General features: G+C 53.7%; 24 protein-coding genes. 22 read left to right on the forward strand and 2 right to left on the reverse strand.

Going from position 1 to position 23442, the window contains the following annotated elements; genetic code table 11:
• The first annotated feature begins 110 nt into the window (after positions 1–110).
• The 17 genes from EDM60_RS15010 (at position 111) to EDM60_RS15090 (ending at position 15323) form a co-directional block, all read left to right on the forward strand.
• The gene (locus tag EDM60_RS15010; protein ID WP_122964756.1) at positions 111–761 is read left to right on the forward strand and encodes a VOC family protein; all 651 of its coding nucleotides are present in this window, start codon (positions 111–113) and stop codon (positions 759–761) included.
• A gap of 89 nt (positions 762–850) precedes the next feature.
• Positions 851–1720 carry a LysR family transcriptional regulator gene (locus EDM60_RS15015; protein ID WP_122964692.1) on the forward strand — a complete coding sequence of 290 codons (870 nt, stop codon included), beginning with the start codon at positions 851–853 and terminating at the stop codon, positions 1718–1720.
• A gap of 249 nt (positions 1721–1969) precedes the next feature.
• Positions 1970–2965: a histidinol phosphate phosphatase domain-containing protein gene (locus EDM60_RS15020; protein ID WP_122964693.1), complete on the forward strand. Its 996-nt coding sequence runs from the start codon at positions 1970–1972 to the stop codon at positions 2963–2965.
• Positions 2966–3198: 233 nt separating this feature from the next.
• Complete coding sequence (locus EDM60_RS15025; protein ID WP_122964694.1) at positions 3199–4254, forward strand: putative 2-aminoethylphosphonate ABC transporter substrate-binding protein; 1056 nt, start codon at positions 3199–3201, stop codon at positions 4252–4254.
• 53 nt (positions 4255–4307) lie between these two features.
• Positions 4308–5366, forward strand: coding sequence for a putative 2-aminoethylphosphonate ABC transporter ATP-binding protein (locus tag EDM60_RS15030; RefSeq protein WP_122964695.1), 1059 nt, complete (start codon positions 4308–4310; stop codon positions 5364–5366).
• Between the two features lies 1 nt (position 5367).
• Positions 5368–7068, forward strand: a complete 1701-nt coding sequence (locus tag EDM60_RS15035; RefSeq protein ID WP_122964696.1) for a putative 2-aminoethylphosphonate ABC transporter permease subunit — start codon at positions 5368–5370, stop codon at positions 7066–7068.
• Between the two features lie 18 nt (positions 7069–7086).
• On the forward strand, positions 7087–7881 hold the full coding sequence (phnX, locus tag EDM60_RS15040) for a phosphonoacetaldehyde hydrolase (RefSeq protein ID WP_122964697.1): 795 nt from the start codon (positions 7087–7089) through the stop codon (positions 7879–7881).
• 3 nt (positions 7882–7884) lie between these two features.
• Entirely contained in the window at positions 7885–8997 is a 1113-nt protein-coding gene (gene phnW / locus EDM60_RS15045; RefSeq protein ID WP_122964698.1) for a 2-aminoethylphosphonate--pyruvate transaminase, read from the forward strand.
• A gap of 9 nt (positions 8998–9006) precedes the next feature.
• On the forward strand, positions 9007–9792 hold the full coding sequence (locus tag EDM60_RS15050; protein WP_122964699.1) for a DeoR/GlpR family DNA-binding transcription regulator: 786 nt from the start codon (positions 9007–9009) through the stop codon (positions 9790–9792).
• 176 nt (positions 9793–9968) lie between these two features.
• A complete protein-coding gene (locus EDM60_RS15055) occupies positions 9969–10358 on the forward strand; it encodes a BMC domain-containing protein (RefSeq protein ID WP_122964700.1) in 390 nt (129 codons plus the stop codon).
• Between the two features lie 2 nt (positions 10359–10360).
• Positions 10361–10639, forward strand: coding sequence for a BMC domain-containing protein (locus tag EDM60_RS15060; RefSeq protein ID WP_122964701.1), 279 nt, complete (start codon positions 10361–10363; stop codon positions 10637–10639).
• Between the two features lie 69 nt (positions 10640–10708).
• Entirely contained in the window at positions 10709–12187 is a 1479-nt protein-coding gene (locus EDM60_RS15065) for an acetaldehyde dehydrogenase (acetylating) (RefSeq protein WP_122964702.1), read from the forward strand.
• A gap of 13 nt (positions 12188–12200) precedes the next feature.
• Positions 12201–12488, forward strand: a complete 288-nt coding sequence (locus tag EDM60_RS15070) for a BMC domain-containing protein (RefSeq protein ID WP_122964703.1) — start codon at positions 12201–12203, stop codon at positions 12486–12488.
• Positions 12489–12498: 10 nt separating this feature from the next.
• Positions 12499–13284, forward strand: a complete 786-nt coding sequence (gene pduL, locus EDM60_RS15075) for a phosphate propanoyltransferase (RefSeq protein ID WP_122964704.1) — start codon at positions 12499–12501, stop codon at positions 13282–13284.
• Between the two features lie 4 nt (positions 13285–13288).
• Positions 13289–14098, forward strand: coding sequence for a hypothetical protein (locus EDM60_RS15080; RefSeq protein ID WP_122964705.1), 810 nt, complete (start codon positions 13289–13291; stop codon positions 14096–14098).
• Between the two features lie 12 nt (positions 14099–14110).
• On the forward strand, positions 14111–14386 hold the full coding sequence (locus tag EDM60_RS15085) for a EutN/CcmL family microcompartment protein (protein WP_122964706.1): 276 nt from the start codon (positions 14111–14113) through the stop codon (positions 14384–14386).
• 70 nt (positions 14387–14456) lie between these two features.
• Entirely contained in the window at positions 14457–15323 is an 867-nt protein-coding gene (locus tag EDM60_RS15090) for a DMT family transporter (protein WP_122964707.1), read from the forward strand.
• 65 nt (positions 15324–15388) lie between these two features.
• Here EDM60_RS15090 and EDM60_RS15095 read toward each other — a convergent pair whose 3' ends face one another.
• On the reverse strand, positions 15389–16585 hold the full coding sequence (locus EDM60_RS15095; protein ID WP_122964708.1) for a saccharopine dehydrogenase family protein: 1197 nt from the start codon (positions 16583–16585) through the stop codon (positions 15389–15391).
• A 374-nt stretch (positions 16586–16959) separates the two neighbouring features.
• Here EDM60_RS15095 and EDM60_RS15100 point away from each other — a divergent pair, with 374 nt between their 5' ends.
• From EDM60_RS15100 to EDM60_RS15110, 3 genes are all read left to right on the forward strand, one after another.
• Positions 16960–17481, forward strand: coding sequence for an MgtC/SapB family protein (locus EDM60_RS15100; protein ID WP_063230021.1), 522 nt, complete (start codon positions 16960–16962; stop codon positions 17479–17481).
• A 129-nt stretch (positions 17482–17610) separates the two neighbouring features.
• A complete protein-coding gene (locus EDM60_RS15105; protein ID WP_122964709.1) occupies positions 17611–18723 on the forward strand; it encodes an aminopeptidase in 1113 nt (370 codons plus the stop codon).
• A gap of 94 nt (positions 18724–18817) precedes the next feature.
• Positions 18818–19702, forward strand: coding sequence for an NAD(P)-dependent oxidoreductase (locus tag EDM60_RS15110; protein WP_122964710.1), 885 nt, complete (start codon positions 18818–18820; stop codon positions 19700–19702).
• A gap of 66 nt (positions 19703–19768) precedes the next feature.
• On the opposite strand, the gene EDM60_RS15115 is transcribed toward EDM60_RS15110, so the two are convergent.
• Positions 19769–20830 (reverse strand): AI-2E family transporter, encoded by a 1062-nt coding sequence (locus EDM60_RS15115; RefSeq protein WP_063230024.1) that lies wholly within the window; start codon positions 20828–20830, stop codon positions 19769–19771.
• Between the two features lie 126 nt (positions 20831–20956).
• On the opposite strand from EDM60_RS15115, the gene EDM60_RS15120 reads away from it, so the two are divergent.
• Both EDM60_RS15120 and EDM60_RS15125 read left to right on the forward strand, forming a co-directional pair.
• Positions 20957–21637 carry a response regulator transcription factor gene (locus EDM60_RS15120; protein WP_122964711.1) on the forward strand — a complete coding sequence of 227 codons (681 nt, stop codon included), beginning with the start codon at positions 20957–20959 and terminating at the stop codon, positions 21635–21637.
• Entirely contained in the window at positions 21634–23418 is a 1785-nt protein-coding gene (locus EDM60_RS15125; protein ID WP_122964712.1) for a sensor histidine kinase, read from the forward strand. Before EDM60_RS15120 ends, EDM60_RS15125 begins: the two co-directional genes overlap by 4 nt.
• The last annotated feature ends 24 nt before the right edge of the window (positions 23419–23442 follow it).

Raw genomic sequence — 23442 nt, forward strand, 5'->3', positions numbered from 1 at the left:
ATAAGAATGTATAAGATGCTTATTCAGTACAAGTGCAGCCAAGTTTTCTAATGCTTGCCGTGGCTTTTATCCGGCATGCTAATATGGAAGGGAAAGGAAGTGAGCTGACAGTGAAATGGCAAAAAGTCACGCTAACGACAACCATGCTGGAAGAGATGCTGGCCTTTTATACAAGCGTCTTGCAAATGCCGCTTTCCGAGCGTTCGGAGCACTCCTTTTCTGTACGGGTGGGCGACGCTCTGCTCGTTTTTGAACAGGTAGCGGAAAAGCCGTTTTACCACTTTGCCTGCGGGATTGCCGAGACGGCCTTTGACGCTTTAGCCAAAGTGATCCAGCAGCGCGGGCTTGTTTTGCGCGGCAAAGACGGGCAAGAGATCATGCAGTCCTACACATGGAAAGGCAAACAGCTCTACTTTTTGGACCCTGAGGGCAACATCCTGGAAATGCTGGCTTTTCCGAGCGAAGCGAAAACTAGCTGGCTGTCGATCCAGGAAATCGGGATGCCTGTACCTGATGTTCCGACGTACACAGCTTTTTTACAATCAATACCCATTCCGAATGCATTCGAGCCGGAATCAACCACTTTTCGTTTCTACGGCGACCAGGATGGGGTTCTCGTGCTTGTCAAAGAAAGCCGTCCATGGTTCCCGACAGACAGGGGAGCTTCCATTCATCCGATCTCGGTGGAGGCGGCAAGCGATCCAGGTCAGCCAAGACATTTTCAGTCGCACCCGCAGCTTCCTTACCGAATCACCTGCTGAGTGCTGACTGGTCGATTCGTTCCAAAAGACAGGAGAGCGGCGCTGTGGTACGATGAGGGAAATCTTTTTCAAGAAAGTGTGTTGGACAGATGGAATTGCGTCACCTCCGAACGTTCCAGGTGGCAGCCGAGCAGTTGAATCTGACGAAAGCGGCTGAGCAGCTCGGGTACAGTCAACCAGGAATCACGCTGCAAATCAAGGCACTGGAAAAAGAGATCGGCCGACCGTTGTTCACACGGGTGGGCAGGCAAAACTACCTCACGCCCGCGGGAAAGCTGCTGAAGCATCATGCGGATCGTCTGCTCGCCGTCATGGGGGAGCTGGATGACGACTTGCGGAAGCTGGATATCCCGTATGGCCCGCTGGTCGTCTCCAGCCCGGAGTTTTACTGTACGCGTTACATGCCCGGCATTATTGGGCGCTACTTGAAAGACTACCCGCAAGTTCGCTTGCAAATGATCTCCTGCAACAGTGTGGAGACGACGAAGCTGGTTTGTGCCCATCAGGCGGATGTGGGAATTATAGCGGGCGACTGCCTCAACCCCGATCTGGAAGTCGTCCCGATCGGAGAGGAAGATTTTGTGCTGCTGGCAGCGCCTGAACTGCTTGCAGGGCGCGATAAGCAAACGCTGCTCCACACCGTTCCGTTCCTCAAAGACGGGATGGTCGAAAAGATCGGCGGCAATCTGTATGCCGAAATCGACTTCAAGCCGACTACGATTATCGAGTTCGGCAGCGAAGCAGGGATCAAGCAAGCCGCTCTGAGCCAGACCGGGTGCTGTGTATTGGGCGAGGCGATTGTCGAAGAAGAAATTGCGGCTGGCAAGCTGGTCGTTCTCCACCGTTTTGCCAAAAAACTGCGCACGTCTTTGATCTATTTGAAGGAACGCAATCAGGAAGCAGCGATTCAGGCGTTTGTCGCCATGACGCAGGAGATGTGGGATGACCCGAAAACGTAGCAACGCAACCGGAACGCCATGGGAGCTTTCCGGTTTTTTGTTTGCCCAGCATTTTACGCGAAAACAATTGTATGGCAGCGGGGCAGATTTTATAATAAAGAAAATCAATGAAAAAGCACAAAAAAACTACTTTTCAAAATAAAAACAAACAAAAACAACAAAGTCGGAACTTTCACCAAAGCGCCAGCAGCAGCTTGCGTGGCAAGCTTGGAGCAGTTCGAGACGCAAAGTTCCCGGGGAGGAAGCCAAATGAAAGTCGATTATCACGTCCATCTGGAAGAAGGGCCGTATTCTTTGAGGTGGCTCACCCGCACAGCAGAAGCGTTGCTATTTTTTCAGCAGCCGGACTCTCCCAGACATTCGCTTGCCTGGATGGAGGAAATGGCAGCGAGAATGGGCAAAAGAGTCGCGCAAGGCGAGTTTTCCCGCGAGTGGCTGGATTTGTATCGCGTGCGGGCCAAGCAGCTCGGCTTGCAGGAAGTCGGCGTGGTCGATCACCTGTATCGTTTTCGAGAGTTCAAGCCGTACTTCGAACAGCACATGCATCTCGCAGATGACGAGCTGGGCCGATTGCAGCGCGAGTGGCTCGATCAGGTGTGCACTACCTCGATCGACGAGTTTGTCTCGTTTATTCTCTCCCAGCAACCAGTCTGGGCGGAGGACGGGATCGCTCTGCGCCTTGGCATCGAGGCCGACTATTTTTCCGGGGGAGAAGAGGTGCTCGCTCCGCTCGTTGCCAACTATCCGTGGGATCATGTGATTGGCTCGATTCATTTTGCCAGCGGCTGGGGCTTCGACAACCCGCAGACGCAGGAGCGCTTCCTTGCGATGTCTTTGCTTGATTTGTACGAGGAGACGTTTGCGGTGGTCGGGCAGGCGGTAGCCAGCGGACTTTTTGACATCGTGGCGCATTTGGACAACTTGAAAGTGTTCGGTCATCGGCCGCCAGAAGCCGAGCTTGTTCCGCTCTACAGGCGGATCGCCGGGCTTTTGAAACAGCACGATGTCGCAACGGAGATCAACACAGGGCTGTACTATCGCTATCCGGTAAAGGAAATGTGCCCAAGCGAAAGCTTTTTGCGCATTTTGCGAGAGCATGACGTGCCGATTACGACTTCGTCCGATTCGCACTTTCCCGACCACCTGGGCAGCTATCTGGAACAGGCAAGAAATACACTGAAACAGTCAGGATACCAACATATCGCAACCTTTGAGCAACGAAAAAGGACGCTAGTTTCCTTGTAGACAAGCAGAGCAGGCAGGGATGCATATAAAAGAATCGCGCAAAATCGGGCTTTTTGGCTCGATTTTTCTTTTTCAAAAAATATTTGAAATTTTAAGAACATTACATATATAATAAAAACAAAAACAACTAAAAAACGGGAAAACAAACTAATCACACATGGAATTAGTCTTGTCTTTACCGTCAGGCAGCTTGGAAGGGGAGCATGGATCAGAAACAAAGGGGAGGATTCAGGATGAAAAAGTGGATTGGCTCTATGGTAGTGGGGATTCTAGCGGCTGCTTTGCTGGCAGGATGTGGACAATCCGGAGGTTCGACAGGGGCAAAGTCAGGTTCAGCGGAGCTGACTGTCTATACCGCTCTGGAGGATGACCAGCTGAAAGCGTATGTGGAAGCCTTCAATCGCGCACACCCTGAAATCAAGTTGAACATCGTCAGAGACTCTACTGGTGTCATCGTCGCCAAGCTGATTGCGGAAAAAGACAATCCGAAAGCCGACGTCGTCTGGGGAACCGCGGCGACAGAGCTTTTGGGCGCAGAGTTTCAAGGCGTGCTGGAAGGTTATACGCCAAAAGGAATCGAGCGCATTTCGCCGGAGTTCAAAGATTCCAAAGACCCCGCCCATTGGGTAGGCATCGATGCATTTGAAACCGCTTTTGTCGTCAACACAAAAGAGCTGGAGAAGCGCAATCTGCCCATCCCGAAATCATACGCTGATTTGACCAAGCCTGAATACAAAGGGCTGATCGTCATGCCAAACCCTGCGTCGTCAGGAACCGGATTTTTCACGGTTGCCGCCTGGATCGAGCTGTACGGAGACAAAGAAGCGTGGGGCTATATGGATAAGCTGCACGACAACATCGCGCTGTACACGCACTCCGGCTCCAAGCCTGCGAAGATGGCAGCGGCGGGAGAGTATCCGATCGGCATCTCGTTTGGCTACCGGGGGATTACCGAGAAGAAGAAGGGCGCACCGCTGGAAATCGTCTTTCCGCCAGAGGGGGCAGGCTGGGACGTAGAAGCCAATGCACTCGTGAAAAAAGCCGAGATCAAACCGGAAGCGAAGCTGTTTTTGGATTGGGCGATCTCCGATGAGGCGATGAAAGAGTACAACAAAAACTTCGCGATCATCACGGTCAACAACGCAAGCACGACACTGCCGGAGGGCTACACGAAAGATCCGCTATCCCAACTGATCCACAACGACCTGAACGAGACGGCAAAAGCGCGTCCGGCGATTTTGGAAGAATGGAACAAACGATACAGCACCAAGAGCGAGCCGAAAAGCTGATGAAGGCGTACATGCAACAGCCCATTTCCGACAACAGGCGAAAGGAGGAGCGTATGACAAAGCCATATTTGAGCATCCAAGGCATCCGAAAGACGTTTGGCAAGTTTGTAGCTCTCACATCGATCGATATTGACATCCAAAAGAACGAATTTATTTGCTTGCTCGGCCCAAGCGGCTGCGGGAAAACGACTTTGCTGCGCATACTGGCGGGATTGGAACAGCCAACGGGCGGAAAAATTCTCGTCAATGATCGGGACATTACCACGTTGCCGCCGGCAAAGCGCAACTTCGGGATGATGTTCCAATCGTACGCCCTGTTTCCGAATTTGACGGCGGGACAGAACATCGCATATGGCCTCCAGGCGAAAAAAATGTCTAAAAAAGAGGTGGATGCGAAGGTTCGAGAAGTTTTGGCGCTGATCGATCTGGAGCACATCCGCGACAAATACCCGTCCCAGCTCTCTGGCGGACAACAGCAGCGTGTCGCCCTGGCTCGCGCGATTGCCTTGTCCCCCGACTTTTTGCTTCTGGATGAGCCGTTGTCCGCTCTCGATGCGAAGGTGCGGTTGAAGCTGCGCCGCGAGCTGAGAAGCCTGCACGAAAAGATCGGGATCACGACCATCATGGTGACGCACGATCAGGACGAGGCGCTGACGATGGCTGACCGGATTGTAGTGATGAACAACGCGGAGATCGTTCAGGTAGGCACGCCGCAGGAAATCTACGAAAAACCGAACAGCCCGTTTGTGGCGGACTTTGTGGGCGCGATCAATTTTTTGGAGGAATCCGTCGTCAGCGGCAGTGCGCTCGGGCAAGATCGGCTGTTTGCGATTCGGCCGGAAAACATTAACCTGATGGAGCCGCCAGCCGACTACAGCCTGAGAGCGGTCGTCTCCGACATGGAGTTTCGCGGTTCCTTTTACCGTGTGACGATGCAGTTGATCAATCAGCAAAAGGGACTGCATCCGCAGCTGGTGACGATTGATTTGCCCGTATCCCAGACGCATCGCCTTGGACTTAGGCGCGACAAGCAGGTAGCGTTTGAGCTGCCGCTGGAAAATCTGATCTCGTTTGACCAGGCGGCGGTGGCGAAGAAGACGGGGAGTGATTGACATGAGCACGCGAACCGTCAGACAAAAAATGGGCCGGGATGAGTGGCTGCAGCGGCTGTTGATTGCATGTATCGTCCTCGTTCTGTTCATCACCGTGTTGATGCCGCTTGGCGATTTGTTCAGCAAAGCGTTCATCAATGAAACAGGCGAGTACATCGGTCTGGCCAACTTTATCAAATATTTTGAGACTCCGGCCTTGGTGCAGTCTTTTGTCAATACGATGTACGTTTCCGGCGTCACCACGATCCTGTCTGTTACGCTCGCCTTTTTGTACGCCTTTGCCCTGACGCGGACGAATATGAGAGGGAAAGTATTTTTCCGTTATGTGGCATTGCTGCCGCTGTTTGCGCCGACGATGATGCACGGGATTGCCCTGACGTATTTGTTCGGGAATCAGGGAATCATTACGACCGGGTTTTTCGGAGTCTTTCCCGGATTTGAGGTGGAGCTGTACGGGCCGCTCGGGATCATTTTGTCCGAGTTGTTCTACACCTTCCCGCAGGCGTATTTGATCCTCGCGGTGTCGCTTGCTTTTGCCGACTACAACCTGTACGAAGCGGCGGAGACGATGGGGGCAAGCAAGCTGTGCAAGTTTTTGACCGTGACGCTCCCCAACGTGAAATACGGTCTGGTCAGCGCGATTTTCGTCTGCTTTACGCTCAGCTTTACCGATTTCGGGGCGCCAAAAGTGGTCGGCGGACAATTCAACGTTTTGGCGACAGACATCTACAAGCAAGTGATCGGTCAACAAAATACGACCATGGGGGCTACGGTCGGAATTATTTTGATTCTTCCGGCGATTCTCGCCTTCATCGTGGACCGGATCGTGGAGCGGAAGCAAAACTCGTCCGTAAATGCGAAGTCCACGCCGTACAAAATCGTGCCGCAGCGCGGACGCGACAACGCGTTTTTCGTCTATTGCTCGCTGATTACCGCGACGATTTTTCTGATGCTCATCACGGTGATTCTTGCCTCGCTCGTCAAGGTTTGGCCGTACGACCTGACGATGACGGTCACGCACTACGACTTTTCCAAGGTAGCCGGGGAAGGGATGCAGCCGTTCTGGAACAGTGTGCTCGTTGCCTTTTACAGCGCGGTGGCAGGGACGGTCGTCACCTTCATCAATGCGTACCTGATCGAAAAGACGCGCTTCATGAAAGGAATGCGGCAGGTCGGCTACTTCCTGTCCATCTTGCCGCTTGCTTTGCCCGGGCTGGTCATCGGTCTTGCCTACATCTTTTTCTTCAACCATCCCGACAATCCGCTTAACTGGATGTACGGCTCCATCGTCATCCTGATTTTGGCGAACGTGATTCACTTTTACGCGGTGCCGTTTATTTCCGCCACGACGGCGCTGAAAAAACTGGACAAGGAATTTGAGCTTGCCTCCGAGTCGATGGGTGTTCCGTTCTACGTCACCTTCTGGCGGGTGACGGTTCCCATGTCCCTGCCTGCTATCTTGGAAAACGCCGTCTACTACTTCATCAACTCCATGGTTACGATTTCTGCCGTCGTCTTTCTCTACTCAGCCGATTTCAAGCTGGCCTCCGTCTCGATTGTCAACATGGATGACGCGGGCGATGTTGCTCCCGCTGCCGCCATGTCTGTCTTGATCGTACTGACCAACGTGCTGGTGCGGATCATTTACGAGATCGGAACGAAGAAGCTGAGGGAGAAAACGGGGGCTTGGCAAAAAAGATAAAAAGGTGGGAGAAGAGACATGATTCAAGCAGTAATCTTTGACTGGGCCGGAACGACCGTCGACTACGGATGCTTCGCGCCGCTGGACGTTTTCCTGGAAGTATTCAAGAAGCGGGGGATCGAGGTTACGCATGCAGAAGCTCGCGAGCCGATGGGGATGCTCAAATGGGACCATATCGACACGATGCTGAAAATGGACCGGGTCGCGGAGCTGTGGAGAGCCAAGTACGGCAGACTGCCGGAGAAAAAAGATGTCGACATGCTGTACGCCGACTTCGAGCCGATGCTGTTTTCCATCCTGAAAAATTACACGACCCCGATCCCCGGTGTGCTGGAACTGGTGGCGCGGCTGCGGGCGGCAGGAATCAAAATCGGTTCGACGACGGGCTACACAGCCGAAATGATGGCGGTCGTGGCCCCAGAGGCAAAGAAGAAAGGCTACTGGCCCGACTCCATGGTGACGCCGAGCGAGATGCCTGCCGGACGTCCGTTGCCGTGGATGTGCTATCAAAATGCGATCAATCTGGACGTTCACCCGATGAAGCACATCATCAAAGTCGGCGATACGACCAGCGATATAAAAGAGGCAGTGGCAGCGGGAGCATGGGCTGTCGGCGTGATCAAGGGCAGCAGCGAGCTGGGGATGACCGAGCAGCAGGTGAATCAGTGCGACCCGGACGAACTGGCTGACAAAATGGAGGCGGTAGCCAAGCGCTTCAAGTCTGTCGGTGCCGACTACGTCATCGACAGCATTGGCGAACTCGATAAGCTGATTCCGAAAATCAACTTGCGCCTCGCGCAAAAGGAGAGATAAGCGATGAAACTCACACAATTGCCAGATAACCCGTATCTGCTCTTGACTCCCGGACCGCTGTCCACGTCCAAGAGCGTAAAAGCTGCCATGCTGCGCGACTGGTGCACATGGGACAACGAATACAACGATCTGGTGCAGGACATTCGCAAAAAGCTGGTGCGCTTGTCCGGCAACAACCACGACGACTATACAGCGGTGCTGATGCAGGGCAGCGGCAGCTTTTCCGTGGAATCGGTCGTAGGCTCCGCCGTTCCGGCAGACGGCAAACTCGTCGTGCTGACGAACGGTGCCTATGGAAACCGTTTGGCGCAAATGGCCCAGGTGCTCAAGGTCAACACAATCGTCATCGACTTCGGGGAAGTGGACGAAGCCCAGCCGCACAAGCTGCGGGAACTGCTGGAGCAGGATACAGACGTCACGCACGTAGCCGTGGTGCATTGCGAGACGACGACTGGCATGTTGAACCCGATTGCCGAGGTCGGCAAGGTCGCGAAGGAGTACGGAAAGGTCTTCATCGTCGATGCGATGAGCAGCTTTGGCGGAGTCGCGATGGACGTAGCTGATTTGCAAATCGACTTTTTGATCAGCAGCGCGAACAAGTGCATCCAGGGAGTGCCCGGTTTCGGCTTTATTCTGGCGAAAACCGAGGAGCTGAAAAAGTGCAAGGGGCAGGCGCGTTCGCTCTCGCTCGACTTGTACGATCAGTGGGAGACGATGGAAAAGCACAACGGCAAATGGCGCTACACTTCGCCGACGCATGTGGTGCGCGCCTTTTATCAGGCTCTGTTGGAGCTGGAGGAAGAAGGCGGCGTGGAAAAGCGGCAAGTCCGCTATCGGGAAAATCAGCGGACACTTGTAGAAGGCATGGAAGCGCTTGGCTTCCGCACGCTGCTGCGCCGCGAGCTACAGTCACCGATCATCACTTCGTTCTACTTCCCGGACAGCCCGCAGTTTACGTTTGCCGCTTTTTACGAGCGACTGAAACAGGAAGGCTACGTGATTTATCCGGGCAAAATTTCGGTAGCAGATACGTTTCGGATCGGCAATATCGGGGAGGTCTACCCGCACGACATGAAGCATCTGGTACAGGCGATTGAACGAAACATGTTCTGGTAGGAGCAGGTCATGTCTCTCATAGGGGAAGAGCGCAAGGACACGATCCTGAACATGCTGAACTACGCCGGCAAAGTGCGGACCAACGAGCTGGTGGAGAAGTTGCAAGTATCGTCGGAAACGATCAGAAGGTATCTCGAAGAGCTGGAAAATGAAAATCAGCTCAAGCGCGTGTACGGCGGAGCGATCAAAATCAACTACGACCGCGAGGAGCCGTCTCACCTGATGCGCGAAGTATCGCATGCAGACGAGAAAAGGCGCATCGGCCGAGCGGCGGCAAGCCTCGTGCAGGACAACGATATCATTGTCATAGACGACGGAACGACGACGCTGCACATGCTGCATTTTCTGGTCAATCGCAAAAATTTGAAGCTGATCACGATTTCCGTTCCCGCCCTTAACTTGATGATGGAGTACCACAACAAGGAGATGTTCAGCGGGGAAATCTACTTCATCGGCGGCAGGGTACAGCCGAAGCATTTCCGAACGGCAGGCACGCTGGCTGAAAACATGATGCAAGGCTTTTTCGTCGACAAAGCGTTTATCTCGATTGACGGCATACTGGCCCAGCACGGAATCTCCAGCTATGACTGCGAAAAAGCGATGATTGCCAAGCGGATCATCGAGAACGCCAAGGAAAACATCGTGCTCACCGATCATTCCAAAATCGGGGTAAGCACCTTTTACAAGGTCGCGGATTTGAAGCAAATCGATACGGTCATCAGCAATGTTGCGGCTCCACACGAGTGGCTGCACGAGTTGGACGCAAAAGGGGTCAACTGGATCGTGGCAGATTGAAGCAGGGGCATACACGGAGTGCTCTCTATTTTTTGGACATAGTCACAACTAAAATCAATTAAAAAAACGTAAATACAGAATATTAGCTTGATTACATTTGCTTTTGCGTGTATTTTCAAAAAGAACAGCCTTATTCAGACAGTTTTGACTCGATTGCGAGGGAGAGTGCGATCCAGATGCTAGAAAACGGCTACGCTCTGGGAATGATTGAAACCGTGGGTTTTCCCGCCCTTGTTGCGGCGACCGATGCGGCTGCGAAAGCCGCAGACGTCCGCTGCGTGACCTATCAGGGTGCGGATGCGGGGATTGTCACCATCTATATCGTCGGGGATGTCGCTTCTGTTACGGCTGCGGTGGCGGTAGGCGAAGCGGAGGCAAGAAGAGTGGGCCAGCTTCGCCACTCCCGCGTCATTCCCCGGCCAGACCGCAGTGTGATGCAGATGGTCTTGCAACAGCTGGAAAAGCAAAAGGCCAAAGACCTGCCAAAGCCAGCGGGAAAACAGGCGACTGACAAGCAAAAAAACGATGCGGCAAAAACAGCTACACCAACCAGTAAGGAGGAATAGTCATGGGTGATGCATTGGGAATGGTAGAGACAAAAGGACTGATCGGAGCGGTAGAAGCTGCTGATGCGATGGTCAAGGCGGCGAATGTGAAGCTCGTAGGCAAGGTTCATGTCGGGGGCGGTTTGGTTACGGTAATGGTTCGCGGAGACGTCGGGGCAGTCAAGGCGTCTACGGATGCGGGAGCAGCGGCGGCGGAAAAAGTGGGCGAGCTGGTTTCGGTACACGTCATTCCGCGGCCGCACTCGGATATTGAACTGATTTTGCCAAAGCTGGAGTCGTAGTCGCAACGGTTTGTTGCTGTACGAAACAATCAGATGAATCGCAATCGGCTGAAATGAGGTGGCGTTATCGTGATGCTAGATGCAGATTTGCAATCCGTGCAGGAAGTGCGACAGTGTTTGCAAACCGCCAAGGAAGCGCAAAAGCGGCTTGCCGGGATGAGCCAGGCCCAGATCGACCAAATCGTCCAGAGCATGGCGGAAGCAGCGAGACAAGAGGCAGGACGCCTGGCAGCAATGGCGGTAGAAGAAACGGGATACGGCAAGGCGGCGGACAAGACGGCGAAAAATTTGTTTGCCGCCCAGGACGTCCATCAATCGATCCAAAACATGAAGACGGTCGGGATTATTAATCGCGATGAGCAAAACCGCGTGTGGGAGGTTGCCCAGGCGGTAGGCGTGATCGCCGGAATCGTTCCTTCAACCAATCCTACCTCGACGGTCATTTTCAAAGCGTTGATCAGTGTGAAGGCAGGAAATGCGATTGTGTTCAGCCCGCATCCGCAGGCGGCAAAGTGTACGAAAGAAGCGGCGAGAGTCGTCCAGGCGGCAGCAGAGCGCGCAGGTGCGCCCGCCGGATTGATCTCTTGCCTCACGCAGCCGACTTTGGCCGCCTCCCGGGAGCTGATGCACCACTCCTTGACCGACCTGATTTTGGCGACAGGCGGGACAGCGATGGTGAAGGCTGCCTACAGCTCCGGAAAGCCCGCCTATGGAGTCGGGCCGGGGAATGTGCCCGTCTATGTGCATGCCAGCGCGGACATCCCGACGGCGATCAGGCAAGTGGTCCAGAGCAAAACGTTTGACTACGGAACGATTTGCGCATCGGAGCAGTCTCTCGTCGTCGATCAATCCATCAAGCGCAAAGTCGTGGCGGAGTTGAAGCGGCAAGGGGCGTACTTTTTGGATGACCATGAGACGCGGCGGGTCGCGGCGGTCATTTTGGCGGGGAAAAGCCTCAATCCGGCGATTGTAGGCAAGTCGCCGCAGGCGCTGGCTGAGCTGGCAGGCATACTCGTCCCGGAAGACGCGACACTGCTGGTCGCAGAAGAAACAGGCGTCGGGCTGGACTATCCGTTTTCCGTGGAAAAGCTCGCCCCGATTCTTGCGCTGTACACCGTGGCAGACACCCGGGAGGCGAGCACGCTTTGCAGCAAGCTGCTTGCTTTTGGCGGGCTGGGGCATACGCTCGGCATTCATTGTCGCGATCAGCAAGTCATCGAATCGTTCGTCGTCGACAAGCCAGCGTCGCGCATCGTGGTCAACAGTGGGACGACCTTTGGCGGCATCGGAGCCACTACAGGCATCGCGCCTTCCCTGACGCTCGGTTGCGGTTCGCTAGGAAACAACGTAACGTCTGACAACATCGGTCCGCAGCATTTGTTCAACATCAAGCGGGTAGCGTTCGGCTTGCGGGACATGCAGCTTGCGCAAACAGAAGCGGCGATGCCAGTGGCGGTGGCTGCTGCGGCTGCGCCTGCCATCAGCAGGGATGAGATCGCGGAAATTATTAAAAGCGTCCTGTTGGAACTGCAATCTTCCGGCAGGTAAGGAGGCGTACTAGATGGCAGGAGAAATGGCAGCACTCGGCATGGTTGAGACAAAAGGCTTGATTGGCGCGGTGGAAGCTGCGGACGCCATGGTCAAGGCGGCGAACGTGAAGCTGATCGGGAAAGTGCATGTTGGCGGGGGACTGGTCACGGTCATGGTGCGCGGCGATGTAGGAGCGGTAAAAGCGTCGACGGATGCAGGCGCAGAAGCAGCGCAAAAGGTGGGGGAGCTGAAATCGGTGCACGTCATTCCTCGACCGCACTCCGATATCGAGTCGATTCTTCCCAAGCTGGAAGGATAGTCGCTAACGGATGGCCTTGATCACGGAAACGACGCTGAGGGCCATGCTGAGAACGGGAATCCCCAATCCGTTTTCCGTTCACGTCAACGATAAATTCACCCCGGCTGCATCCGACTTTTTGAAGGGGAGAGGAATCCGCGTGGAGGTCTTGAAGGCGCAGGAGATTCATTCGCAACGGGCGAGCGGGGGCGAGCAGAAGTCAATCCCCGTCGGTGTATCGAACCGCCACATTCATCTGTCGATGGAAGATGTAGAAAAATTGTTCGGCAAAGGCTATCAGCTGGCGCCGCTGCGCCCTCTTTCCCAGCCGGGACAGTTTGCCGCTGTGGAAACGCTCACGCTGCTCGGGCCGAAGGGATTGGTGAAAGGCGTGCGCATCCTCGGTCCTGCGCGGGGAGTGAGCCAGGTGGAAATCTCCCGCACGGACGGCTTCCAGCTCGGGCTGCATCCGCCTGTGCGGTTGTCGGGGATGCTGGAGGAGACGCCGGGCATTACGTTGATCGGCCCTGCTGGCTGCGTCGTTCTGGAAAAGGGGGTCATCGTAGCGAAGAGCCATGTGCACATGTCGCCAGAGGATGGCAGGCGTTTTCAGGTGAGCGACCAAGATACGCTGATGCTGCAAACAACGGGCGAACGCCCTGTCATTTTTCCGGAAGTGACAGTCAGGATCAACCCGAGGTACGCCCTCGATTTTCATCTCGATCTGGATGAAGCCAACGCGGCCAGCTTGAAGACGAATGATCAGGTGCTCGTCATCGGAAAAAACGGAAAGCTTGATGGAACGGCAGGGAGGTGAGGACATGGACGTGCGGCAAATGATCGAGTCCATTACTCGCGAGCTTTTGCAATCGATGATTCAGTCCCCCAGGCAGGAGAACAAGCCCAAATGGTTGTATATCTTCTGTGACAGTCGCGCACATGAGTCGTTTGACGACCAGTTCATCGCACTGCAAAATAACGGAGTTTGTCACGACATTCTGTTTTTGGACGGGGAAACGTCGTCCTGGCTCGGCATGCATCGCATCGAATGCGGCGGAGCGGGCAAAATCATCACGGCAGACGAGTACGCACCGCTTCCGCTGGAGGTGCCGAAGGAGTACGACGGCGTCATCATTCCGGAAATCGACCTCGACAACGCGGCGAGAGTGGCGGCAGGGTTGAAGGGAACGATCAAGGCAGAGATCGTCTTTTCCGCACTGGTCCTCGGCAAGCCTGTCTTGATAGGGGAAGATGTGCCGGGACTCAAGCGCTCGGATCGGCGATGCCTGAAGACGCTGACGTTGCCACCAGCGTACCAGAAGCTGTTTTTGCGGCACATCGGCGCCATGAAGGAGCTTGGTGTCGAGTTTTACCCGCAAAAGTCGCTTGCAGAAGCGGCGATTCGCAAAAGCAGGGCAAAAGCTCAGACGCAAGCGCAAACAGGTGAACAGTCAGGTGCAGGTGCTGATGCACAGACGATTGTTTCTGCCAAGCTGTTGACCGCGGAATGGGTTCGGGCACAAGCCGATTTTCCCGACCAGCAGCTTGTGGTGCGCGAAGGAACGATCGTTTCTCCTCTGGCGACGGATTTGCTCAAAGAAAAAGGAATTGTCGTGCACTACGTTCGATAAAGGGGGAGCCTCATGTTTTTGGGAAAAGTGATCGGCAGCGTCTGGTCCACACAAAAAGAAGCGGGCATGGAAAATTTGAAATTGCTGATCGTCCAGCCCATTGACTGGAAAGACAGGGAAGGTGGACAAACGGTGATTGCCGCAGATCGCATCGGTGCGGGAATCGGCGAAAAGGTCATCGTTTCCGGCGGTACGCCTGCACGGATCGTTTTTCAGAACAGACAGGTTCCGATTGATGCTGTCATCGTAGGAATTGTCGATTCTTATGAAGTAACGCGAGAACAATAAGCAACAAAACGGGTGTAGTCTGCGGATAGACTGCACCTTTTGCCATTTAGAAAAGAGAGCTGGGAAAAACATGTCGACCACGATCTTGCTGATTTTGCTGTTTGCGGCTGTCTGTCATGCGGTCTGGAATGCCCTCTCCAAAAAAATCGAGGAGCGGGACGCCTTTTTTACGCTGATTTTGGGAGCTTCCGTCATCCTGTACTTTCCTTTGGCCCTTTACTTGTGGCAGACGTCGTCTTTTCCGCCGGGGGCGATCAAGTGGCTGTTGCTCAGCACGTGCTCGGAAGTGCTGTACTTCGTCGCTCTGGGCAAGGCATACGAGAAAAATCATTTGAGCTATGCTTACCCGATCTTGCGGGGAACGGCTCCCATCGTGACAACGCTCATCAGTATCGTAGTGATCGGAACGACGATCGCCTGGACGGGGTATTTGGGCATTCTCGTCATTGTCGCAGGCGTTGTGTTCATGAATCAGCGGACGTTTTCGCTGCGCGAGCTGGGGAGCATCGTCAAAGACTGGGGCAATATGAAGTGGGTGTTTCTGGCCGGAAGCTTTTCGGCTTGCAGCAGTGTAGTAGACGGCATGGGCGCAGCGATGATGTCCGGGCTTTTGTTCAAATACGTCGTGTTTTTCGGGATGTTTGCAGGGAAGTGGCTGATTGATCGCAGGGCGGCGAGGAAAGTGTCTTATCTCGCCTTGTTGAAAAAGTATCCGTGGCATACGCTGGCCGGGGGAATTTTTGTGTTTATTTCCAACTCGCTCGCTGTTTACGCCATGCAAACAACGCCTGTCACCTATGTGGCATCCGTACGTGAAATCAGCATCGTCTTCGCCACCTTGATCGGCATTGTCTGGCTCAAGGAGCAGGTCAGCCTGGTCAAATGGATCTCGATTGGACTGATCCTCGCGGGTGTGGTCATTATTAAACTAAGCTGAAAAAGAGGGGCCTCCGCATAAAAACGGAAGGCCCCTCTTCTCGTTGCAAGCATGGATGCAAAAGCCTAGCGGGAAGCTTGTACAGACTCGCTCGTTTGCGCATCCAGCTGAGTGATTTCCTCGTGAATATAGATGCCGCGCTTTTCCAGTTCGGCGAACACTTCAGCCGGGTCAAACGCGTCCTCCGGGATGAGCACGCCTGTCTTTTTCACCATGCCTTTGGCGATCATCTCGGTTGCGATGGCCATCGGGATGCCTACGTTTCGCGTGTAGGCACGCAGTTTTTCCCAGCCTTCTACGGAGCCGTCGGAAGCGGGATGCGTGTGGTAAAGAACGTGTTGCACGCGCTGCCCGTCTTTTTCCCCGATGACTTCCACATGCAGCGAATAGCCGTACAGCTCGGTTTCCTGCCCTTCTGTCGAATGAAACAAATACTCGCTGATGCAATCGAGAATCCCGATTTCTTTGCCGTTGACGTTGATCTTGTCGTTGCGCATGAAGCCCCAGTCGTAGAGGGCGCGAACGAGCTGCATATTTTTCGCGGGCCACGTGCCGCGCACTTCGATGAGCTGTACGTGCTTGTCGGCGAGCGCAGTTGCCAATGTTTTTGTCTCCGCGTGCGGGATGATGTACTGAACGGTTTGGCCATATGGCTCAGGCAGCTGGATTTCACGAGGGCGGGCAAACGGAGGCACCTGGATGAACTCGCCGTTTTCAAAGACGACACGGCCAGGCAGGAGCGGATCGTATTCGTACGTAGTCGTCTCGGTGATCGAACGGGAAAAAGCGATCGGGCGAAAAGCGCCGTGGCTGACGCGCACGGACTCCACGCGATCCAGCTGATTCGCGGCATGCATCGCCATCATTTGCGTGACGCCGGGGGTCATTCCGAAGCCAGGCACGCATGTTTTGCCGTTTTGCTTGAAAATGTGGTCGGAGGCTTCTTCAGCGCCAAAGCCGTTCAGATTGACGCCGTGGCAGCCGGCTTCCGCGATGCAGGCAGTGGAAAGCCCGTTCAAAGTAATCGTGGTGCCGTCCATGACGATGTCGTATCCACGCATCTTGTTGACCGTATCCTCGTGATCGTGCACGTTGATCTGGATGAAGTCGACGCGAGGGTCTTGCAAAGATTCCACGATTTTGCGGCCTTCTGCTTCATTGAAGTCGGCTACCGTAATTTTCTCGAAGCTGGAATACTGCACCAAATCGAGAATCGACTCCCGGCAAATCCGGCCCGCGCCGCCAAGACAAAGAACTTTCATGATGAAGCCTCCTTTTGAATTGTCTAAAAATTCAGCACTTCTATTACTGAATATATCACAAGCTTTGTGTTTTGTCTTGTGTTTTGTTGTAAATTAATTGTGTTTTTAGTTTGAATTACTTATTAAACGAACATTAATACAACTAAAAGAACATTGGTGTTGGATGGGGAAATAAAAAACAAATTAAAACAACAAAAAATCAACGTAAAGTGTTATAATAAAATAAAAATTAAGAATATTTTATCTAATAAAAGCGCGGCCAAACGCAAGCAGTTCCATCGGCCATATGGGGGGATTGGGGAAAGCAAAAAGAAAGGGTCTAAATCGCGTGTCGGCACATATCATGTCTCTATCGCTAAAAGAAGGTGGATGGGATGGAAACTCTGAATGTGTTTTACGAGCAGCATGTGATCATGAACCTGGAAATGTACTTGCGGGTAATCGTGAGCGCTGTGCTGGGGATGTTCATCGGTTGGGATCGCTCACACAAAAACAAGCCTGCTGGGCTGAAGACGTACATGTACGTCTCTGTCGCCTGCACGCTGATCACGCTGGTTTCGATTTACAGCACAAAGCTCTACAGCTCGCCGAACAGCGGAACGATGATGGACCCGATGCGGCTGGCAGCCCAGATCGTGACGGGACTTGGCTTTCTGGGAGCGGGCGTCATTTTGAAAGACGGCTTGCAGGTCAAAGGCTTGACCTCTGCCGCGATGATTTTTTTCGCGGGCGGAATCGGCATCGGAATCGGAGCGGGCTTTTACGGGATTGTCATTTTCTCCGTTATGGTGGCCTTCGCGCTGGCCCGAGTCAGCCAGCGATTCGAAGAGGTCACACACAAACGCTCGGAAAACAGTGAAAAAACAAGCGCGATGAAGCAGCAAGGCGTGGGATAGAACGGGAAGCGGTGCGGGCGATGCCTGCATCGCTTTTTTCTTTTTGCGAATGCGTCTTCCCGCTGATATTCCTCTGACAAACATCCGTTACGCTGTAAAAAACAAAACGATTTGAAGGAGTGTTACACGATGAGAGATGAGCGAATCGGCAAAATCGCAGACAACCTGATTTCGTACAGTCTGGATGTTCAGGCAGGCGAGCATATCATGATCCGGGTAGTAGACGAGGGCGAGCCGCTGGCGGCGGAACTGGTCAAGCGTCTGTATGCAAAAGGGGCTTATCCGCACCTGCGCTTCGTCAGACCCAAGCTGGAGCGGGAGTGGCTGCTGGGTCTGACCAAAGAGCACGTAGCACAGGTGATGGCGTGGGAAAACGATCTGTGGAAGGGAATGCACGGGTACATCGGCATTCATGGCGAGACGAATGACAGTGAGCTGAAAGGCGTGCCTGAAGAAAAGCAGCGTTTGTTTGCCGAAGCGTTTCAGGATATTGCCCACTACATCGACAATCAAACAAAAGGCATTCGCATCAATTTCCCGACGGCTGCTCTCGCCCAGAAGGCGAACATGAGCACGGACGCTTTCGAAGACTTTTACTTCGACGTCTGCTCTTTTGATTACCGGAAAATGGCGCAGGCGAGCCAGCCATTGTATGAGCTGATGGACAAGACCGATCGCGTGCGGATTTTGGGGCCGGGAACCGACATTTCTTTTTCGATCAAAGGAATTGGCACGCAGCTGGCGGTCGGCAAGCGGAACATGCCGGATGGGGAAGTGTACACATCGCCTGTGCGGAGTTCGGCGCACGGGACGATCAGCTACAATACCCCGAGCCATTACAAAGGAACGACTTTTGACAACGTCACCTTTACCGTGCGCGAAGGCAAAATTGTCGAGGCAACGGCCAACCATGCGCAAAAGCTGAATGAAATTTTGGATACGGACGCGGGGGCGCGTTACTTCGGCGAATTTGCGATTGCGTTTCATCCGCACATTTTGCATCCGATGGGAGATACGCTGTTCGACGAAAAAATTGCCGGCAGCTTTCACCTGACCCCGGGGCGGGCGTACGATTCAGCCGACAACGGCAATCGCAGCACGATTCACTGGGATTTGATCTCCATCCAAAGACCGGATTACGGCGGGGGCGAAATTTGGTTTGACGATGCATTGATTCGCAAAGACGGGAAGTTCGTGCATGAAGCTTTGCTTGGATTGAATCCGGAGCAGTTGATGCGGTAAGGAGGAGCCGCTCCTTGATTTGACAGCAGGAATATTCCGCCTCTTTCAAGAAGTATAGGCGGTGATAGCATAGAGAGAACGAGGAGCTGGTAGCGTGACTTTACGTGCAGAAGAAACCGTCGTCGGTTTTGTGGGAACGGGCGTCATGGGCAAAAGCATGGCGAAGCACTTTTTGCAGGCAGGGTATAGTGTGCTGATTTACACGCGCACGAAGGCAAAAGCACAGGAGCTGCTGGATGCGGGAGCCGTCTGGAAGGAACAGGTAAGCGAGCTTGCCGCACAGGCTAATGTCATCATTACGATGGTCGGATACCCGTCTGATGTGGAAGAGGTGTACCTCGGCGTCGATGGGATCATTGCTCATGCGAAGCCGGGTACTTATTTGGTAGATATGACGACATCGAAGCCGTCCCTCGCGCAAAAAATTTACGAGGAAGCGAAACAGCATTCGCTCCATTCGCTGGATGCCCCTGTATCCGGCGGCGACGTAGGAGCGCGGGAGGCGCGTCTGACGATCATGGTCGGCGGCGATCAGGAAGCGTTTGAAGCGGTCGAGCCGCTGCTTGCGATCATGGGCAAAAACGTGGTTCTCCAAGGGGGACCAGGTGCGGGGCAGCATACGAAAATGTGCAATCAAATTTGCATTGCAACGAATATGATCGGCGTGTGCGAAGCGATTGCCTATGCGAAAAAAGCGGGACTGGACCCTGCGCGCGTGCTGACCAGCATCGAAGCGGGAGCGGCCGGAAGCTGGTCGCTGTCCAATCTGGCTCCGCGGATGATAGCCGAAAATTTCGCGCCAGGCTTTTACATCAAGCACTTTATCAAAGACATGGGGATTGCTTTGGAAGCGGCCGAGGAAATGGGGCTGTTGACTCCCGGGCTTGCCTTGTCGAAATCGCTCTACGAAGAGCTGGCGGAAAAAGGCGAAGCGGACAGCGGGACACAGGCTTTGATCAAATGGTTTGATCGCCAATAAGGAAGTGAGCCGCTTGGCCGAGCGCCAGACGCAAGAAAAGGAGCCCGCTTGAGACGGGCTCCTTTGTTATTTTGCATTGACCCGAACGTCCAAAGCTTCGCTGGGTACAGGTTTGTTTTTAGGTTGTGGCGTTCCCATCTTTTTCACTTCCAAAATGTCGAGCAAGAACACGAACGACGGAATGCCGACGATCAATCCCCACACCCCGAAGAAATGCTCGGAGAAGATCAGGACGACGAACGTGTAGAAGATCGGCAGATGGGTCTTCGACGCCATCAGGCGCGGATTCAGGACGTACGCTTCCATCGCGTGAATCAGCATGATAAACAAAAGCAAGTATATGACGGTAGGTAGCCCACCGATGCTAAAAGCGATCACGCTGAGCGGAATCAAGGAGATGATCACGCCGGCAACCGGGATCAGCCCAAGCACGAACACCATCAGCGACAGTCCGAACAAGTTGGGGAAGCCGAGAATCCACAAGCCGATCAACGTAAACACGGTGTTGAACAAGGCGATCAGCAGCTGGGTTTCGATTACTTTCCCGAAGGTCAGAATAAACTTTTGGCTGAAGTATTCAATTTCGCTATACAGCCAGGACAGCTTGCTGGTGCGGAATTGGGACGTGAACTGGACGACATTGTCTTTTCCCAGCAAGAAAAACAGACTGAGCAAAAGGGCCAAAAACAGATTGAAGCCCATATTTTTCACGACGGTCAAAAAGTCAAGACTGCTCTTGACCAGACCTTTCATGTCAAGCTTGTCTAAGGTAGACATGACATACGGGGCAAATTCGGAGTGCTGGTTCGCCCGCACGACTTGTTCGATCAGATGAATCAGTTGCCCGGTTTCGTGAATCAAGGCCGGAAAGGCGCGAATCCCGCCCCATACGAGCAAAACAGCGAGCAGCAAGTACAGGAAAATGAGAGTCAGCTTGGGACTTACAGGCACAAGCTTGTGAATGGATTTGGTGAGAAACTGATGCAATCGATCCATCAGGAATGTGACGAGAAAAGTTAGCAAAACAACGTTGATCATGCTTCCGAGCGAATAAAGCAGGAGGCAAAACAACGCCAATATACCGAAACGTCTGAAATCCTTATTTTGCAAGAAGGTGGGCAAATTCATGGGAACATCCTTTCCAATTTCGAGACGCGCTATTTTTCTTCCATAAGCTTACCGCAACGATGTGTATTTCCTGTGTCTTTTTTTGGCGAATGCTGTAAATAACACGTACCAAGGAGGGCACTCAGCATGAAGCGTCAAGTGCTGCTTGTCGAAGATGAGAGTCGCATCCGCGAAATCGTCGCGGACTACTTCGAGCAAGAGCAATGGATTGTGCATGAAGCAGAAAACGGCAAGCAAGCCATACAGATGATGGAAAAGCTCCGGGTCGATCTGGTCATCCTCGACATCATGATGCCGGAAATGGACGGGTGGACCGTCTGCAAGGAAATCCGGGCAAACTCCGACGTGCCGATCATCATTCTCACCGCCAAATCGGAAGAGGATGACAAGATGCAAGGCTTTGAGCTTGGCGCGGACGACTACGTCACCAAGCCGTTCAGTCCGCGAGTCCTGGTAGCCAAGGCGACTTCGCTGATGAAGCGGGTCGAAGGCACCGTTCGGGGAACCGACCATTTGCTTCGCTTTGGCGAAGTCGTCATCAATCGGCATGCCCGGCGCATGAAGATCAAGGGAGAAGAGATCGACCTCGCGCCAAAAGAGTACGAGCTTTTGGTCTATCTGATCAAAAACGCCGGGATCGTGCTGTCGCGAGAAACGATTATGGATCACGTATGGGGCTTCGATTACTTCGGCGACTTGCGCGTAGTCGATACCCACATCAAGAAGCTGCGCAGCAAGCTCGGCAGCGAAGCCAGACACATACGGACTGTCATCAAGGCAGGCTACACGTTCGAGGAAGAGCGATGAAAAAATGGGGCGTGACACTCAAGCTGTTTGCCATTACCGCATCGTTTTTCCTGTTGTTTTATACGATTATTATGATCGGTCAGTTACTTTTTTTCGAGCAATTTTATCAATCCAAAAAGCTGAACGATCTGGAAAAGAAGCTCGAAGCCTTTTCCCAACAGTATGTATCGCGGGAGTGGGACGCCGAAAGCATGGCCCGGGAGCTGTCGGCGTTCATCAGCCGCAACAAGACGCAGCTGGCGATTGTCAGCACGAACGGGCAAGTCAAGTACGACAATCCGTTTCGCATCGTCATCCGCGATCAGGCTGGAAAAAGTGTAAAAATCTCTTTGTCGCTGTTCCCGGAGGAGGAGCGGAGTGCCCTGTTGAGCGCGAATTTGCAAAAAGGCGACCGGATTGAGGCGATTGGCGTCTTCGAGGAAGGACTGCTCCAGGAGATGTTTTATCCCCGCGTGATCAGAAAAGCGGGTGCAGCCGACATCGGCAGCCTGAAAGCAAGCGACACCGCCCCGTCTTTGGTCAGCGTCAGCGGTGAAATTACCGATTTGTTTTTGCCTGCGCCCAACCAGTGGAATTTGCGGCAAGGCATTTTGTTTCATGTGTTAAAAGACTTGTTCCCGCTGTCGGAGGAACGGAAACGGGCGCTGGAACACGGCAAGGTGCTGGAGGAAGAGTGGGTGGAACCGTGGAGCGGCGTGCGCAGCCTGGTCGCGATTCATCCCGTGATCCGAAACGGGCAGTTGAGCGAGCTGATCGTCGCCCTGACTTCCTTGCAGCAAATCAGCGAGGCAAACGATGCTTTGCGGCTGTTTTACATTTACATCGGAATCGGCGGCTTTGCGCTCATTCTCGTGCTTTCTTTGCTCTTTTCCAAAATCGTCACCAAGCCGCTGCTGTCTTTGAACAAAAGCGCCCTGCGCATGGCGAGGCTGGATTTTTCCGTCAAGTCGCCGCTTGCCCGCAACGATGAGTTCGGCAGCCTCGCGCGCAGCCTGAATACGATGTCGGAAAAGCTGGATGTGACCTTGCGGGAGTTGCAGCAAGCCAATGAGCAACTGCGTCAGGAGATGGATCACAAGCAGCGGATGGAGCTGATCCAGAAAGATTTTGTCTCGAATGCCTCGCATGAGCTGAAGACGCCGCTGAGCATCGTCAAAAGCTTTGCGGAAGGGCTGCGGGACGGCGTAGGGGAGAACAAGCGGGAGCGGTACATCGAAGTCATCCTCGACGAGACGGAAAAAATGGAGGAGCTTGTCCGCGACTTGCTGGAGCTGGCGAAGCTGGAGGCGAAGACGACCAAGCTGAAAAAAAGCTGGTTTTTCCTGAGCGAGCTGACGGAAGAGATCGGAGAGCGGCTCATGCACCATCTGCGCGACAAAGAGCTTCGAATCGTCACGATTTTGGCGAATGAGGAAGCGCAGTTTGCCGACCAGGAAAAAATCGAGCAAGTGCTGTTCAACATCCTGGTCAATGCCATCCGCTACGCCAATCCCGGCAGTGAAATTACCGTGCGGATCGAAGGCGAGCAGCACGCCCAGCGCGTCACGATTGAAAATGAAGGCGAGCCAATCCCCGAGGAGCAGCTTGGCTTCGTCTGGGATCGCTTTTACCGGATCGAACGCTCGCGCAACCGCAAGACAGGCGGGACGGGACTCGGTCTTGCCATCGTGCGGCACATCCTGGAACTGCACGAGGCAGCATACGGAGTGCGCAATACGAAGACAGGCGTCGCTTTTTATTTTTCATTGCCCAGTTATGGAAAAATGAAACCATTTGCCTGATAAAGCGTCTGACTTTTAGCAGAA

This window comes from Brevibacillus parabrevis (assembly GCF_003710905.1).
Lineage (GTDB): Bacteria > Bacillota > Bacilli > Brevibacillales > Brevibacillaceae > Brevibacillus > Brevibacillus parabrevis.